Origin of the sequence: Streptomyces sp. NPDC096012, assembly GCF_040426375.1 — a bacterium.
Taxonomy (GTDB): domain Bacteria; phylum Actinomycetota; class Actinomycetes; order Streptomycetales; family Streptomycetaceae; genus Streptomyces.
Genome location: NZ_JBEOTD010000031.1, coordinates 1 through 15,464 on the forward strand (window position 1 = coordinate 1; position 15,464 = coordinate 15,464).

Genomic DNA, 15,464 nt, shown 5'->3' on the forward strand with positions numbered 1-15,464 from the left:
CCCGACGGCGCGGCTTCGTGCCCGACGGCGCGGCTTCGTGCCCGACGGCGCGGCTTCGTGCCCGACGGCGCGGCTTCGTGCCCGACGGCGCGGCTTCGTGCCCGACGGCGCGGCTTCGTGCCCGACGGCGCGGCTCCGTGTCCGACCGTGCGGCTCCGTGTCCGACCGTGCGGCACGCGGATTCCCGGGGCACCTCCGGGTGGGGACCGGTCAGCTGCCGGTCACCGGCACGGGGGCCGGCTCCGGTGGGACGGTCAGCTGCCGGTCACGGGGACAGGGCGGCCGGCCGGGGTCGAACGGCCGCCCGACGTCACCGCAGCAGTGCGGCCAGCCGGCGCCATTCCTCCCGCGGCAGGCTGTCCCGCGTCCCCTCGGCCACCACCTGGAGGGCGACGTGGTCCGCGCCCGCCGCATGGAAGGCGTCGATGCGTTCGCGCACCCGGTCCTCCCGGCCCCAGGCGAACAGCGCGTCGACGAGCCGGTCGCTGCCGCCGTCGGCCAGGTCGTCCTCCGTGAAGCCGAGGCGCAGGAAGTTCTGCGTGTAGTTCGGCAGGGTCAGATACATGGCGAGGGTCTCGCGAGCCAGGGTCCGGGCCCGGTCCGGGTCGGTCTCCAGGACGACCTTCAGCTCCGGGGCCAGGAGGGGGCCCGCGCCGAGGATCTCGCGCGCCCGGGCGGTGTGCTCCAGCGTGACCAGGTACGGCACCGCGCCCGCGGCCCGCTCCGCGGCCAGCTTCAGCGTCCTCGGCCCGAGGGCGGCCAGCACCCGGCGGCCCGCGGGCACCCCGGCCGAGTCCAGCGCGTCCAGGTAGGCGACCAGCGCCGTATACGGACGGCGGTACTGATCGGTCAGCTTGGCGTGGCTGACACCCAGGCCGAGCACGAACCGGCCGGGATGGGCCGCGTCCACCTCGGCGAAGGACGCCGCGGTCTCCTCCGGTCCGTAGTCCCAGATGCTCTGGATGCCGGTGCCGACCATCAGGGTGCCGGTCGCGTCCAGGAGCGGCAGGGCGTGCCGGGGGGCGCTGTTGCCGCCCAGCCAGACGGCGCCGTAGCCGAGATCCTCCAGCTCGGCCGCCGCCTCGCCCAGTTCACCGCGCCGGGAGGGGTCCTCCGAGCGCAGCCCGATGCTCCAGATGCCGTACCGGCCGATCCTGTCCTGCAAGGTGCTCATGGGTCCGATCCCTCCGGGTGGCCGTGATCATCACGTCTTCAGCCATTCCCAGCCGGCGGGGTCCCGTCGCGTGATCCCCGCGGGTGTCACACCTTCAGGAACCGCTCCAGGGCCTCGACCACCAGCCGGTGGTCCTCGATCTGGGGCAGGCCCGAGACCGTCACCGACCCGATGACACCGGCGTTCTCGACGTTGACCGGGAACGAACCGCCGTGGGCCGCGTAGACGTCGGGGTCGAGGCGCGAGGAGTCCTCGAACGTCGTGCCCTTGGCCCGGAAGCGGCTGCCGACCAGATAGGAGGAGGCGCCGTACCGCTCCACCACCCGGCGCTTGCGGTCGATCCAGGCGTCGTTGTCCGGGGTGGAGCCCGGCAGCGCCGCGTGGAAGAGCTGCCGGCCGGCGTGGTGGATACCGACGGCGACCGGCGCCCGGCGCTCCCGGGCCAGCTCCACCAGAAGCGAGCCGAGGGCCCACGCGTCGTCGTGGGTGAACCGCGGGAAGACCAGCCGGCGCTCCTGCGCCTCCAGCTCGGCCACGCTCGGTGCGTCCTGCGGGCCGGGCTTGGGGGCGTTCCCGCCAGCGGGGGCGGGAGTGTTCTCCGTACCGGGCTCCGGGGTGTTCTGCCGCTGGGACATCAGAGGGTCACCGTCACCTTGTCCCGGGCCGACGTGCGGGCCGCTTCCAGTACGTCGAGGGCGGCGGCCGCCTCCAGCGCGGGCACCGGGTTCGGGCCGGCGCCGGTCAGGGCGGCGGCGACGGCCGCGTAGTACGCGGGGTAGTCGCCCGGCACGGTCGGCACGGGGGTGCCGCCGCCGGACAGCGGGGACTCCCCGGCACCGATGCGGCCCCACAACGCCTGGTCCTCCGTGCCCCACTCGGGGGCGGTGCCGGGGCGGCTGCCCTCGCGCAGGGCCGCCTCCTGCGGGTCCAGGCCGTACTTCACGTAGCCCGCCTCGGAGCCCAGCACCCTGAAGCGCGGACCGAGCTGGGCGGTCGTCGCGGAGACGTGGAGGTGGGAGCGGACGCCGCTCGCGTGCGTGAGCGCGATGAACGTGTCGTCGTCGGTCTCGGCGCCGGGACGGCGGACGTCGGTCTCGGCGTACACCTCGGTGACCGGGCCGAACAGGACCAGCGCCTGATCGACGACGTGGCTGCCGAGGTCGTAGAGCAGACCTCCGATCTCCGCCGGGTCCCCGGACTCGCGCCAGCCGCCCTTGGGGCGGGGACGCCAGCGTTCGAAGCGCGACTCGAAACGCCAGACGTCGCCGAGCGCGCCGTCCTCGAGGAGCCGGCGCAGGGTCAGGAAGTCGTTGTCCCAGCGGCGGTTCTGGAAGACCGACAGGAGCAGACCGCGCTCGTCGGCGAGGGCCGCGAGGTCGCGGGCCTCGGCCGCGGTGCCGGCGACCGGCTTGTCCACGACCACCGGCAGGCCCGCCTTCAGGGCGGCCGCGGCCAGCGGCACGTGAGTCTTGTTCGGGGAGGCGATCACCACCAGGTCCAGCTCGTCCGCCCGCTCGAACAGCTCCTCCGGAGTGTCGGCGAACCGCACGTCGGGGAACTCGGCGCGGGCCTGCTGCCGCCGGTCCGGGCTGGAGGTGACCACGGTGTCCAGGGCGAGGCCCTCGGTGGCCGCGATCAGCGGGGCATGGAAGACGGAGCCGGCGAGGCCGTAGCCGATCAGGCCGACGCGGAGGGGAGTAGCAGTCATGCCACCCACTTTGGCAACGCTGTTGCCAAAGTGCAAGCGGAGGGGACAATGGTGGCGTGAACAGGACGAGGAGCGGCGGGCCGGCGGGAGCGAACCTGGGCGCGGTGCGCAGTCACAACACCGCCTTGGTGCTGGGGCTGCTGCGCGCCGCCGGCGAGGAGGGCATCAGCCGGCTGGAGCTGGCCGAGCGCACCGGGCTGACCCCGCAGGCCGTCAGCAAGATCACCGCACGGCTGCGGGAGGAGGGCCTGGCGGCGGAGGCCGGCCGGCGGGCGTCCACCGGGGGCAAGCCGCGGACCGTGCTGCGGCTGGTGCCGGAGGCGGGGCACGCGGTGGGGGTGCACCTGGACCGCGACGAGCTGCGGGCGGTCCTGGTCGACCTGGACGGCACCGTGGTCGGGGAGCGGCGCGCGGAACTGGACCTGGGCGCGGGCGCGGACGCCGTACTCGGCATGGTCACCCGGATGGTCGAGGGGCTGGTGACGGACGGCCTCGGCACGGGGGGAGGGGACGGCGCTGCGGGTTCGGGCGGCGGGAACGGCGGCACGGGCCCGGGCGGCGGGAACGGCGGTGCGGGCTCGGACGGTGGGAACGGCGGTGCGGGCTCGGGTGGTGATAGTCGCCTGGGCCTGGACGGTGGATACGAGCGTGCGGGCTCGGGTGGCGGGAACGGCGGTGCGGGCTCGGGCGGCGGGGAAGGCGGTGTGGGATCGGGCGGGGCGGCCGCGGCCCGGACGTTGCTCGGGGTGGGTGTCGCGCTGCCGGGGCCGCTCGATCACGCGCGCGGGGTGCTGCACCGGGTGACCGGTTTCCCCGATTGGGACGGGTTCCCGCTGCGGGACGCCCTCGTGTCGCGGCTGGGGGTGCCGGTCGTCGTGGACAAGGACACCAACGCGGCCGCTCTCGGACTCTCCGTGGCGGGCGAGGGCGGATCCTTCGCGTATCTGCATCTCGGGACGGGGCTCGGTGCCGGACTGGTGATCGGCGGCAGCGTGCACCGGGGGGCGCGGACCGGGGCCGGTGAGTTCGGGCACCAGGTGATCCAGCTGGACGGGCCGTTGTGCGAGTGCGGGAACCGCGGCTGCGTGGAGGTGCTCTGCCTGGCCGCGGTGGCCCGGGGCGAGGCCGGTACGGCGGCGCGGGTGCTCGGAGTGGGCGCCGGGAACCTGGCGGGGCTGCTGGACATCGACCTGGTCCTGCTCGGCGGCCGGACGGTCGCGGCGGCACCGGAGACGTTCGTCCGGGGGGTCGGTGAGGTGCTCGGCGCCCGGGCCCGCCGGGAGGGGACGCCCGGCGGGACGGTCCCGGTACGGCTCGCCCCGGGCGGCGACCGGGTGGTCGCCGAGGGTGCCGCACAGTTGCTGCTGGGGCCGCTGTTCGGGCGCGCGGACGGCTGAGCGGACGACGGGGCGGACCAGCGGGGAAGCGGGTGGTCGCCGAGGGTGCCGCACTGTTGCTGCTGGGGCCGCTGTTCGGGCGCGTGGACGGCTGAGCGGACGACGAGGCGAACCAGCAGGGAAACGGGTGGTCGCCGAGGGTGCCGCACTGTTGCTGCTGGGGCCGCTGTTCGGGCGCGCGGACGGCTGAGCGGACGACGGGGCGGACCAGCGGGGAAGCGCGGTGCCGGTCAGCCCGTCCGCGCGGCCGTCACCCCCTTGTCCGCGCGCTCATGCGACGGTGGCCCTCCCGTCCCACAATGGGATCGCCGGCATCAGCCGGCCCAGGACGTGACTGCCGTCTCACGCGGAGGACCGGCCGGTGCGGTGAGGAGGTTTCCCCGATGCCCGTGAGCGTGGTCATCGCCGACGACCAGGAGAGGGTGCGGGTCGGCTTCCGCATGCTCCCGGAGAACACCCCGGAGACCGACGTGCTCGCCGACGTCGCTGACGTCGCCGACGTCGCTGACGTCGCCGACGTCGCTGACGTCGCCGACGTCGCCGACGGCGCACAGGCGCCGGACGCGGTCGGCCGGCTCCGCCCCGGCATGCCGCCGCTGGACGTCGGCATACCCGGCGTCGACGGGCTGGAGGTCACCCGCGGGCCGTCCGGCCCCGGCGCCCCCCGAGCCCGCCGACGGACCAGACCGGGAAGACGAGTCCCGTAAGACCAGATCCGCAGGCCAGGCCCGTAAGACCAGATCCGCAAGACAAGGCCGCGCAAGGCCAGGCCCGCAAGACAAGACAAGAACAGGAACCCCGGACCAGAAGGACCGGAAAGAGCCGGACCGGACGGACCGGAAAGAGGAGGTACGACGTGCGCTCGATCAGGATGAGAACGGCCGCGGTCCTCTTGGGGACCGCCGCCCTCGGCCTCGCCGCCCCGGCCCAGTCGTTCGCCGGCTCCGGCACCGCGTCCAAGGCCGCCTACTGCGGTACGGACCAGTCCTCCGGGCTCGCGGTGTCGGCCACCGGGAACGTGGCCTGCGCCACCGCACTGCAGGCCGCGGCCGCCTACACCAAGGTCTGGCAGGGCAAGGCGGGTAAGCCCCTCCAGGTCCGTGCGGGGGACGCCACCTGGGAGTGCCAGGAGCGGCAGGGCGACCCCAACCCCTATCAGGCGTGCGTCGACTCACAGGACAAGACCCGGCTGGTCACGCTGTCGTCCTGACCTGGCCCAGGTCGGAGCCGCGGGCGCTCCAGGACGCCGACGCGAAGCGCGTGATGACCGCCTCGCAGACCCAGCGCGCCTGCGGTCCCTGACGCGACGCGTCCGAGGCCGCCCCGCCCTGCCCGCCCTGCCCGCCCTGCCCCGCCCCGCCGGAAGTCCGCCGATCGAGCGGACTTCCGGCCCGTCCCGGTGTGGCGGCCCGGGTCCGCCCGCGCGGCCCGGCATGGTCATGTGGTCATGCGACCGTGCACATCCGTGTCCCTCTGCCTCGCCGCGGCCGCCGTCCTCGTCCCCGTGCCGGCCGCCGCCGCCCTCGCCGGCGCCCCGACGTCCTGCGCGGCCCCCGGCGACCGCGCCTTTCCGCTGGCCACCCGGATCCGCGGCGGCCCCGCCTCCTACGAGGCGGGGGGTGGTTTCGGCACCTGGTACATCGACCTGACCAACACCACCCACAGCGCCTGTACGGCCGTCCACCCGGTCGTCGTACTCGCCGACGACCGGCGCGCGCTGCGGCCGAACCAGGCCGAGCTGGACTTCTACGACGGCTCCCGGGCCCGGCCGGTGCCGTTGGAGAGCACCGACGAGCAGGAACTGGTCGGTGTGCTCGACGGGGCCGGATTCGCCGGGTTCACCGTGCCGGCCGGCCGGACCGTCAGCGTCCGGGTTCGGCTCGCGCTCGCCTCCGACGCCACGAGCGAACACGTCACCGTCAACGCCGCCGCCGTGCAGCGCCGGGGCCAGGACGGGAACTGGGTCGGCGAGTCCAACGCCTACCGGTTCGGAATCGACGGGCGGCCCGAGGAAGCGACACCCGGCCCGGACGGCACGGGCGGCCCGCACAGCACGCGGGAGCCGCAGGACACGGAGCACACCCAGAACGCGCAGGACACCGGAGGCGTGCGGAGCAGTTCCCCGTCCGGTTCCGCGCGGGCCACCCCCTCCGGCAGCGCGCAGGCCACGCCGGCCGCCTCCAGCGGCAGCGCCCCCTCCCTCCCGTTCGCCGCGGACGCGGCGGAGGCCGGGGAGCGGGCCCGCGAACTCGCGCGTACCGGGGTCGCGCTCGTGCACGGGCTGCTCGCGGCCGCCGCGGCCCTGCTCTGCGTGGCCGGAACCGCGTTCCTGCTGGCCCGCGGCCGCCGCTGAACCGGAACGGAATCCGTGGCGCGCCGGACCGACCGATCCGGGGTGCGTGGGCCGCCGGACCGACCCATCCGGGGTGCTTGGGCCGCCGGACCGACGGATCCGGGGTGCGTGGCGCGCCGGACCGACGGATCCGGGGTGCGCGGCCCGCCGGACCGGCATCTCCACGCCGGGCGTCGCCGGTGACGGTACCGCCGTGCTCATCAGGGCCGTCCACGACTTCGGCGGCAAGGAGGCCATGGACCGGACCCTGCTCGGCGGCACCCCGGAAGAGGTCCCCGAGCGCTTCGAGGCGTCCTCCCCGCTGCAGGTCCTCAGGAACCTCACGCAGGTCATGGTCACCGTGGATCACTACTCGGTGATCGACGGGGTACGCCTGGCGCAGTCCTGACTAGGCTGGGGGCGTCGGTACGCCGTGGTTCCGGCGCCCCCGCTTCCCGACCGTACTTACGCCAGGAGACGCACAACATGCCAGACCGCAAGCCCATCGAATCGTGGCTCACCGACATGGACGGCGTCCTGATCCACGAGGGCGTGCCGATCCCCGGCGCCGAGGACTTCCTGAAGAAGCTGCGCGATTCCGGCCGGCCCTTCCTCGTGCTCACCAACAACTCCATCTACACGGCCCGCGACCTGCACGCCCGGCTGCGGCGCATGGGCCTGGACGTGCCGGTGGAGAACATCTGGACCTCGGCCCTGGCCACCGCCCAGTTCCTGGACGACCAGCGGCCCGCGGGCAGCGCCTACGTCATCGGCGAGGCGGGCCTGACCACCGCCCTGCACGACATCGGCTACATCCTCACCGACCACGAGCCCGACTTCGTGATCCTCGGCGAGACCCGCACCTACTCCTTCGAGGCGCTGACCAAGGCCGTCCGGCTGATCAACAACGGCGCCCGGTTCATCGCCACCAACCCCGACAACGTCGGTCCCTCCACCGAGGGCGACCTGCCCGCCACCGGCTCGGTCGCCGCGCTGATCACCGCCGCGACCGGCCGGAAGCCGTACTTCGTCGGCAAGCCGAACCCGCTGATGATGCGGGCCGGGCTGAACGCGATCGGGGCCCACTCCGAGACCTCCGCGATGATCGGCGACCGCATGGACACCGACGTGCTCGCGGGCCTTGAGGCGGGGATGCGCACCTTCCTCGTGCTCAGCGGCGTCACCCAGCCCGACGACGTCGACAGCTACCCCTTCCGGCCCTCGCAGGTCGTGGACTCCATCGCGGACCTCGTCGACCTGGTCTGAGCCCACCGGCCCGGTCCGCGGGCCGGGCGGAAACCGGGTGTCACCCGTTCGGCGCAGCGGAGCGCTCCGTGAGGATGCGGCGGGGCTCCGGCCGGGGGAACCTCCTCGTACTGGAGGTTCACGATGGGCTCACTACGCCTCACTCTCTGTACCGGAATCCTGGCCGTCGCGGGGTTCGCCCCGGCGGCGCACGCGGCGGACGGCGGCTCGGTCAGCGTGACCCCCGCCGCCCCGGCGCCGGGCGCCGACGTCACCGTGCAGACCGGCGGCTGCACCGGCGGGCAGGGCACCGCCACCTCGGGCGCCTTCGTCAGCGACGCCCTGCTGACCGGCGGCCAGGGCAGCCTGGCGGGTGAGACCCGGGTCCGCACCTCCGTCACGCCGGGCACCTACGACGTGAAGGTCACCTGCTCCGGCCGCGTGCTGACGGGCAGGATCACGGTCGCGGCCGGCGCAGGCGGCGGGCTCGGGCAGTTCGAGCAGCTCCTGCGGCCCCCTTCCGACTCCGCCTCGCCCGTCGCCCCGGTCCACGCGGGCGGCGGCGGTACCGCCCACTTCGCCACGGTGGCCACCAGCGGGTCCGGCCCCGGCACGCTCCAGGAGGTGACCGGACTGGCGCTCGCCGGGATCGCCGCGGTCGCCGTCGGGTTCCGTACCCGCCGGAGCCGCGGCACGCGCTGACGCCCGCGATGACCGACGACCGCGAGCCCGCCACCGGCACCGGGCGGCTCGTCACCGGCCTGGCCTGGGCGGTCCTCCTGTTCGGGCTGTGGTTGTGGGGCAAGGGTGTGACCGACGTACCGAGCCGGGGCGGGCCCGCCACCGGTGACGTGTTCACCATCGGCCGCCCCGTCGACCCCGCCCTGCTGCCGCCGCCGGTGAAGCCGCTGGGCGACGCGCGGCCCCAGCGCATCGACATCCCCCAGCTCGGCCTCCAGGCACCCGTGGTGACCCGCGGACTGGACGACCGCGGCGCCGTCGACCCGCCGCCCCTGGACCAGCCGGGCGTGGTCGGCTGGTACGGCGCCGGTGCCGCACCCGGCGCCGCGGGACCGGCCCTGATGGTCGGGCACGTGGACACGCAGACCCGGCCCGCCGTCTTCTACAAGCTCAGCACCCTCAAGCCCGGCGAGACGGTCCGGGTGTTCCGCTCGGACGGCCGGATCGCCCGGTTCACCATCGACGACGTCCGCGTGCTGCCCCGCGACGACTTCGACGCCCGGCAGGCCTACGGCCCCCACCAGCCGGGCCGCGCCGAACTCCGCCTGCTCACCTGCGGCGGCAGCTTCGACCGGGCCGACGGCACCTACACGGCGAACGTGGTGGTCTCCGCCTACCTCACCGGCACCTGAGCCGGGCCGCCGTCCGTGGCGGGGGCCGCGACACGCGGTGCGTTCCGGTCAGACCCGTTCGTCGTGGCGCGCCCGGGGCTCGGGGGGCCGGGGGGCGCCGGTGGTGCTCAGGCGGGTGCGGAGGTTGCCGAAGTGATCCCGTATGGCGTCCTCCGCCCGCAGCGAGTCGCCGGACCGGACCGCGTCCAGGATCTCCCGGTGCTGACGGCAGGTGACCCGAGGGTCCTGGGGCAGCTCCACCAGGTCCCGCCGCACGCGGTGGAAGGCGTCCCAGAACGCCTCCAGCACCTCGCTCAGCAGCACGTTGTCCAGTCCCCGGTAGAGGGTGGCGTGAAAGGCGCGGTCGGTCTCGGCGAGGCCGGCTCCCTGCGCGGCCCGCTGTTCCATGCGGTCCACGAGCGCGTCCAGCTCGACGAGGTCCGCCGCCGGCAGCCGGCCGGCCAGGCGTGACACCAGCCCGGTCTCCACGGCCTCGCGCAGCTCCAGCAGTTGCAGCAGGGAGTCCTCACCGCGGTAGTGCCCGGCGACGGTACGGAAGGCCAGGCCCTCGATCATGGGGGCGAACGACATCGAGCCGACGTAGGTCCCGAAGCCGTGCCTGATCTCCACGATCCCCATCGCCTGCAGCGCCTTCAGCGCCTCCCGCACCGAGTTCCGGCCGGCCCCGAGGAGCTCCATCAGCTCCGGCTCGGTCGGCAGGGGGGCGCCCGAGGGCAGCCGCCGGTCGACGATCAGCTTCTTGATCCGCTCCTGGAGGTCCCGGGCTGCCATGGCGAGAGCGTAACCGGCCGATCGGGGGAAGGGTCCGGTTCCGGCGGGGGGGGAGAGAGATCCCGGTCATGCGAAAGGCCCCCCGCTCTCGCGAGGGGCCTTCCGGTCGGTGCGCCGCCAGGGACTCGAACCCCGGACCCGCTGATTAAGAGTCAGCTGCTCTAACCAACTGAGCTAGCGGCGCCTGCTGACGGGAAAACTCTACCCGACCTTCAGGGGTGCTCCCGACCACCCCGGGGTGGTCGGCGGGATCCCGGGGTGGTCCGTGTACATCATTCGGACCGTCAACATGCGCGTCCCCGCGACAGTTGGAAAACTGATCAACGTGCACACTCGCGGACAAATCTCCCCCGAATGTGAGGCAGATCGCATGACCGCTCCGGTGTTCGAGGAATTCGACCCCGCGAGCGACTGCGGCTGCCCCGGTTGCGCCCACTGGCGGCGGCTCAGCCCCCGCCTGCGCCCCGGCCGCTCCGGCGGCCATCCCGCCGCCTACGGAGTCGCGGTCGTCGCCGCCGTGTCCGCCGCCCTCGGCGTGGCCACTCCGGCCGCGGCCCTCCCTGTCGGCCACTCGCAACACCGGCAGGCCGTGCCCGCGGACGGCGAACCCGCCACCCCGCAGGGGGCCAGGTCCCCGCTGCACGGCTCGGCGGGCAAGCCGATCGACCCCGACGCGGCACCGATCCCCGCCACCACCCGCACCGACATCATCCAGCGTGCCAAGGTCTGGGTGGCCGCGAAGGTGCCGTACAGCATGTCCGCCTACTGGTCCGACGGATACCGGCAGGACTGCTCGGGCTATGTCTCCATGGCCTGGGGGCTGTCCAGCAACGAGTGGACGGGCAGCCTCGGATCGTTCGGCGTGAAGATCACCAAGGCAGAGCTGGAACCCGGCGACATCCTGCTCTACCACAACCCCGACAACCCCGAGAGCGGCTCCCACGTGGTGATCTTCGGCGGCTGGACGGACTCCACGCGGACCTACTACACGGTCTACGAACAGACGCCGCCGCATACCCGCAGCCAGGCCACCCCCTACCCCTACTGGAACAACGCCGACAAGTACATCCCGTACCGCTACAAGGGCCTGACCACCGGAGCGGCGGGCGCAGCCGCGACGGACGCGAAGGGGCGGGGGCCCGCCACGGGCCGGGGCAAGGACTCCACCCGGGGCACGGCCGGTGCGGGGCGGCCCGCCTCGCACGGGGTGGCCGGATACCCGGGCCGGAACTTCTTCCGTCCGGGAGCGACCAACGAGTACGTCACCCAGCTGGGCGTGCAGCTGGTGAAGAAAGGGTTCGGCAGGTTCTATCCCCTCGGACCCGGTCCGCACTGGGGCGAGGCGGACCGGCGTGCCGTGGAGGCCTTCCAGCGCACCCAGGGCTGGCGCGGCGGCGCGGCGGACGGCTATCCGGGGCCGGAGACCTGGCGGCGCCTGTTCGTCTAGCCGGCCCCGGACGCGGGGCCGGCCCGCGGTACACCACCTTCCCTGTTCATGGCGCATCTGGCGCGGAGGCTGGAGGCACGCATGAGTACGACCACGTCACACATCCCGTCCGAATCCGAGGGGCCGCCGGAGGGTGTCGCGGGGCCGGGCACCCGGCCGGTCCGGCTGATCCGGAACGAGGCCACCACCGAGATCCCCGTGCACCTGCTGTTCCGGGACGAGATCGATTCGGTGCCGGTGCCGGTCAAGCCGGCCGTGGTGGGGCGCCGGCAGGGCACCGGTGAGCAGCCCCGCACCCGCCGCCCGGCACCGGTGCGCCGGCGGCCCCTGCCGCAGGTCGACCCGGAGCTGGTGGAACGACCGGCGCGGGCGCTGCCGGGGGCGGCCGGGGTGCTCGCCGGCGCCTGCGGACTGGCCGGCTGCGTGGCCGCCACCTGGTGGGCCGGGCTCCTGCCGCCGCTGGCCGCGCAGGCGCTGCGGCTGCCGGCGTACGCGGGCGCCGGTCTCGGTCCGGCGCAGTGGGCGGCGTACGCCGGGGCCGGCGCGCTCGGCCTGCTCGGCTTCGGCGGGCTGACCCGGGGACGCACCGGGCGGGCCTGGGTGCTCGGCCTGTTCGGCCGGTACCGGGGGACGGTCCGGCGCACCGGCCTGCTCTGGGTGAACCCGCTGGTGCTGCGCCGCCGGGTGGACGTGCGGCTGCGGCACTGGCGCAGCGAGGCGATGACCGCCACGGACCCCGACGGCCTGGCCCTGCGGGTGGTCGTGCTGGTGGTGTGGCGGGTGCGGGACACCGCACGGGCCGTGCTCGGCATCGAGGACCACGAGACGTACCTGCGCGAGTGCGTGGAGGCGGCGCTCGCCCGGGTGCCGGTGGAGCCGGCCGGTGGTACCCGGGGCGGGGTGACGGCGGCCGGTGACGCGCTGACCCGGCTGGTGGCGACGGAGGCTGCGGGCATCGGTGTGGAGGTGTTCTCGGTGCAGCCGCTCCGGGTGGAGTACGCCCCCGAGGTGGCCGGTGCGATGCACCGGCGCCGGATCGCCGCACTGGACGCGCGGCAGCGGGCCAGCGTGCTCAGTTCGGTGGTGGACTCGGTCGAGGACACGGTGACCCGGCTGACCACGCGCGGGCTGGTCGAACTGGACGACTACGAGCGCAAGGTGCTGGTGCGCGACCTGACGGTGGCGTTCTGCTCGGGGCGCGGCGAACCGGTGTAGGAGGCCCTGCGATTGGTATGGACATGTTCAACTCTCCGCAATAATCTGAGACTTGGTCTAGACCTACTCCCTGCACAGCTCACTGAACTCCCCACGTTCTCCAGGAGCGGCAGCATGCGCACCAAGACCAAGTTGACCGCAGTCGTGCTGGGTGCGGTGACCGCCGGAGCCTTCGCGCTCTCCACCGGCGGCGCCAGCGGGCACGGCTACACCGACCTCCCCATCAGCAGGCAGAAGCTCTGTCAGAACGGCACCGTGACCAACTGCGGCTCCATCCAGTGGGAGCCGCAGAGCGTCGAGGGCCCCAAGGGCTTCCCGGCCGCCGGACCCGCCGACGGCCAGATCTGCAACGCCGGCCTGAGCCAGTTCGCCCAGCTCAGCTCGCCGAAGACCCCGTCCGGCGCGGCCTGGCCCACCACCAGGGTGACGGGCGGCCAGTCGTACACGTTCCGCTGGCAGTTCACCGCCATGCACGCCACGACGGACTTCAAGTACTACGTCACCAAACCGGGCTGGAACCAGAACCACAACCTCGCCCGCTCGGACCTCAACCTCACCCCGTTCCTGACGGTGCCGTACAACGGCCAGCGGCCGCCGGCCACGCTCAGCCACAGCGGCACCCTGCCGTCCGGCCTGAGCGGGCACCACGTCATCGTCGCGGTGTGGACGATCGCCGACACGGCCAACGCGTTCTACGCGTGCTCGGACGTCACCTTCTGATCCCGCTCCACCGCGGCGCGCGAGCCGGGGCACCCCCGAGGCCGGTGCCCCGGTCCGCCGGACGGTTCCCGCCGCCCCGGCCGGCCGGGGCGGGGCACCGGACCCCCCGGTTCGTCCGGCACGCCGAAGGGCCCCTCGCTCTCGCGAAGGGCCCCTCGTCTGTGCGCCGCCAGGGACTCGAACCCCGGACCCGCTGATTAAGAGTCAGCTGCTCTAACCAACTGAGCTAGCGGCGCATGACTCTCGCCTTCCGCTCTTCGCGGCCGACGACGAAGAAAATACTACCTGGTCCGCGGAGGTGCTCGTGACCACCCGCCGGGGGCCTAGATCGTCAGCGAGAGCAGCACCGGCGCCGCGTTCCGGTTCAGCGCGTCCGCGGCCCGCTTCAGGCGGTGCGCGTGCTCCACCGGGAGCGAGAGTGCCAGGCAGCCCACCGAGGAGCCCGCCGTGATCGGGACGGCCGCGCACACCGTGCCGACCGCGTACTCCTGCAGATCCAGCACCGGCACCGTCGGGGGCTGGGACTCCAGGCGGGACAGCAGCAGCCTGTCGCTGGTGATGGTGCGCGAGGTGAGGCGGGCCATCTTGTGCCGGGAGAGGTGGTCCCGGCGGCCGTTGTGGTCGAGCTGGGTCAGCAGGCTCTTGCCGACGGCGGTGGCGTGCGCGGAGAAACGGAAGTCCACCCACTCGTTGACCGCCGGCGTGGTGGGCCCGGCGGCGTACTGGGTGACCCTCACCTCGCCGTCGACGTACCGGCTGATGTAGACGGCCGCGCCGACCGAGTCGCGCAGCCGGTCCAGGGTGCGCTGGAGCTTGTCGCGCAGGGCCCACTCACGGTCGTGCGCCGAGGTGAGACGGCGCAGGGTGTCACCGGTGACGTAGGCGCCGTCGGTGATCTGCTCGACGTAGCCCTCGCGGCGCAGCATGCGCAGCAGCCCGGTGAGCCGCTCGGAGCCGAGGCCGGTGTGGCGGACCAGATCGGGTTCGGTCACGCCGGCGGAGTGCCGCGCCACGGTCTCCAGCACCCGCAGGGCCTCCTGCGCGGAGTGGTACGGGGCGGTCGGCTCGATCCTCATGACGGTCCCCTCGCCTTGCCGTGCATCCGGTCGGCGGATCACCTCCACGATAGCCGCCAAAGGCGCTCCACGGAGAGGGGGTTGACGAGACCCGCCGCGCGACCGCCCGCCGCCTCAACTGCGGCGTAGGCCTCTGGCATATGCCCTAGTCGTGGGTGGCTGCCTGCCGGAGTGAGCGGGCCCACGCGATCTCCGTCCCCCGCGCGGGCCGCGCCTGGCGGTGGCGCTTCACACGAGGTCACCCGCGGCCCCATGCTGGGCGGGCACCGAGAGACGTGTGTCCCGAAGACCGCCGCCGCCCTCGGGCCCCTGGGAGGTGACCGGACGTGCGACGGTGACGCGGGGCGACCGGCACGGCTGGACGCGGCGACACAGGAGAGCGCATGAGCGACCGTCACATCGAGATCTCCCTGACCCGGCGCGACGTGCACTGCACGGCACGGCTGCTGGACGACCGCGCGCCGGTGACCTGCGCCGCGGTCTGGGAGGCACTGCCGCTGGCGGGTGACGTCTACCACGCCAAGTACGCGCGCAACGAGATCTACGCCCTCTTCCCGCCGTTCGCCTCCACGGAACCCCCGCTCGAGAACCCCACCGTCACCCCGATCCCCGGCGACCTCTGCTACTTCTCCTTCGCGGGCGCCGAGCTGGGCACCAAGGCCTACGGCTACGACCGCGAGGTCCGCCCCGGCGGCACGGTGATCGACCTGGCGCTGTTCTACGAGCGCAACAACCTGCTGCTCAACGGGGACGTCGGCTGGGTGCCCGGGATCGTCTGGGGAGAGGTGGTGGAGGGGCTGGCGGCGATGGCCGAGGCGTGCAACGACCTGTGGCGCACGGGAGCGGCGGGGGAGAGGCTCGCCTTCCGGCGAGCGTGAGGCCGCTCCCTGCCCTCCCTTCCCCGCCCCGCGCGTTCGGGTGAGGCCCGGACGAGTCCCCCGAGGACCGCACCGCCGACCCGTACGGCGACGGGTGGCCGACCGGGACGGAGCCGTCCGCCCCGACG

17 protein-coding genes and 2 tRNA genes are annotated in these 15,464 nt (G+C 73.9%); 12 read left to right on the plus strand and 7 right to left on the minus strand.

Annotated features, from left to right (window positions below):
* Window positions 1–310: 310 nt before the first annotated feature.
* The 3 genes from ABVB68_RS26115 to ABVB68_RS26125 form a co-directional block, all read right to left on the minus strand.
* Window positions 311–1,174, minus strand: coding sequence for an LLM class F420-dependent oxidoreductase (locus ABVB68_RS26115; protein ID WP_353603574.1), 864 nt, complete (start codon window positions 1,172–1,174; stop codon window positions 311–313).
* Window positions 1,175–1,260: 86 nt separating this feature from the next.
* A complete protein-coding gene (locus ABVB68_RS26120; RefSeq protein WP_353603575.1) occupies window positions 1,261–1,809 on the minus strand; it encodes a heme-degrading domain-containing protein in 549 nt (182 codons plus the stop codon).
* Window positions 1,809–2,882: a Gfo/Idh/MocA family protein gene (locus ABVB68_RS26125; RefSeq protein ID WP_353603576.1), complete on the minus strand. Its 1,074-nt coding sequence runs from the start codon at window positions 2,880–2,882 to the stop codon at window positions 1,809–1,811. The genes ABVB68_RS26120 and ABVB68_RS26125 overlap by 1 nt, the downstream gene beginning before the upstream one ends.
* 56 nt (window positions 2,883–2,938) lie before the next feature.
* On the opposite strand from ABVB68_RS26125, the gene ABVB68_RS26130 reads away from it, so the two are divergent.
* From ABVB68_RS26130 to ABVB68_RS26165, 8 genes are all read left to right on the plus strand, one after another.
* Window positions 2,939–4,279, plus strand: a complete 1,341-nt coding sequence (locus ABVB68_RS26130) for an ROK family protein (protein ID WP_353603577.1) — start codon at window positions 2,939–2,941, stop codon at window positions 4,277–4,279.
* A 383-nt stretch (window positions 4,280–4,662) separates the two neighbouring features.
* Window positions 4,663–4,986: a helix-turn-helix domain-containing protein gene (locus tag ABVB68_RS26135; RefSeq protein WP_353603578.1), complete on the plus strand. Its 324-nt coding sequence runs from the start codon at window positions 4,663–4,665 to the stop codon at window positions 4,984–4,986.
* A gap of 149 nt (window positions 4,987–5,135) precedes the next feature.
* Window positions 5,136–5,489 (plus strand): hypothetical protein, encoded by a 354-nt coding sequence (locus ABVB68_RS26140; RefSeq protein ID WP_353603579.1) that lies wholly within the window; start codon window positions 5,136–5,138, stop codon window positions 5,487–5,489.
* Window positions 5,490–5,744: 255 nt separating this feature from the next.
* Complete coding sequence (locus ABVB68_RS26145; protein WP_353603580.1) at window positions 5,745–6,632, plus strand: hypothetical protein; 888 nt, start codon at window positions 5,745–5,747, stop codon at window positions 6,630–6,632.
* Window positions 6,633–6,825: 193 nt separating this feature from the next.
* The gene (locus ABVB68_RS26150; protein WP_353603581.1) at window positions 6,826–7,020 is read left to right on the plus strand and encodes a hypothetical protein; all 195 of its coding nucleotides are present in this window, start codon (window positions 6,826–6,828) and stop codon (window positions 7,018–7,020) included.
* Between the two features lie 77 nt (window positions 7,021–7,097).
* Complete coding sequence (locus tag ABVB68_RS26155; protein ID WP_353603582.1) at window positions 7,098–7,877, plus strand: HAD-IIA family hydrolase; 780 nt, start codon at window positions 7,098–7,100, stop codon at window positions 7,875–7,877.
* A gap of 123 nt (window positions 7,878–8,000) precedes the next feature.
* Window positions 8,001–8,558 carry a hypothetical protein gene (locus tag ABVB68_RS26160; protein WP_353603583.1) on the plus strand — a complete coding sequence of 186 codons (558 nt, stop codon included), beginning with the start codon at window positions 8,001–8,003 and terminating at the stop codon, window positions 8,556–8,558.
* Between the two features lie 8 nt (window positions 8,559–8,566).
* A complete protein-coding gene (locus ABVB68_RS26165; RefSeq protein WP_353603584.1) occupies window positions 8,567–9,229 on the plus strand; it encodes a class F sortase in 663 nt (220 codons plus the stop codon).
* A gap of 48 nt (window positions 9,230–9,277) precedes the next feature.
* Here ABVB68_RS26165 and ABVB68_RS26170 read toward each other — a convergent pair whose 3' ends face one another.
* Together ABVB68_RS26170 and ABVB68_RS26175 are read right to left on the minus strand one after the other, a co-directional pair.
* Window positions 9,278–10,000 (minus strand): FadR/GntR family transcriptional regulator, encoded by a 723-nt coding sequence (locus tag ABVB68_RS26170; RefSeq protein WP_353603585.1) that lies wholly within the window; start codon window positions 9,998–10,000, stop codon window positions 9,278–9,280.
* Window positions 10,001–10,110: 110 nt separating this feature from the next.
* Window positions 10,111–10,184: transfer RNA gene (locus tag ABVB68_RS26175), tRNA-Lys, on the minus strand.
* Window positions 10,185–10,370: 186 nt separating this feature from the next.
* Between ABVB68_RS26175 and ABVB68_RS26180 the strand changes: the two genes are divergently transcribed.
* The 3 genes from ABVB68_RS26180 to ABVB68_RS26190 all read left to right on the plus strand — a co-directional run bounded on the left by ABVB68_RS26180 (window position 10,371) and on the right by ABVB68_RS26190 (window position 13,382).
* On the plus strand, window positions 10,371–11,447 hold the full coding sequence (locus ABVB68_RS26180) for a peptidoglycan-binding protein (RefSeq protein ID WP_353603586.1): 1,077 nt from the start codon (window positions 10,371–10,373) through the stop codon (window positions 11,445–11,447).
* An 81-nt stretch (window positions 11,448–11,528) separates the two neighbouring features.
* The gene (locus ABVB68_RS26185) at window positions 11,529–12,662 is read left to right on the plus strand and encodes an SPFH domain-containing protein (protein ID WP_353603587.1); all 1,134 of its coding nucleotides are present in this window, start codon (window positions 11,529–11,531) and stop codon (window positions 12,660–12,662) included.
* Between the two features lie 114 nt (window positions 12,663–12,776).
* Window positions 12,777–13,382: a lytic polysaccharide monooxygenase auxiliary activity family 9 protein gene (locus ABVB68_RS26190; RefSeq protein WP_353603588.1), complete on the plus strand. Its 606-nt coding sequence runs from the start codon at window positions 12,777–12,779 to the stop codon at window positions 13,380–13,382.
* 162 nt (window positions 13,383–13,544) lie between these two features.
* On the opposite strand, the gene ABVB68_RS26195 is transcribed toward ABVB68_RS26190, so the two are convergent.
* Window positions 13,545–13,618, minus strand: a tRNA-Lys gene (locus ABVB68_RS26195).
* Between the two features lie 87 nt (window positions 13,619–13,705).
* Window positions 13,706–14,458: an IclR family transcriptional regulator gene (locus ABVB68_RS26200; protein WP_353603589.1), complete on the minus strand. Its 753-nt coding sequence runs from the start codon at window positions 14,456–14,458 to the stop codon at window positions 13,706–13,708.
* A 383-nt stretch (window positions 14,459–14,841) separates the two neighbouring features.
* Between ABVB68_RS26200 and ABVB68_RS26205 the strand changes: the two genes are divergently transcribed.
* Window positions 14,842–15,336, plus strand: a complete 495-nt coding sequence (locus tag ABVB68_RS26205; RefSeq protein ID WP_353603590.1) for a DUF3830 family protein — start codon at window positions 14,842–14,844, stop codon at window positions 15,334–15,336.
* The last annotated feature ends 128 nt before the right edge of the window (window positions 15,337–15,464 follow it).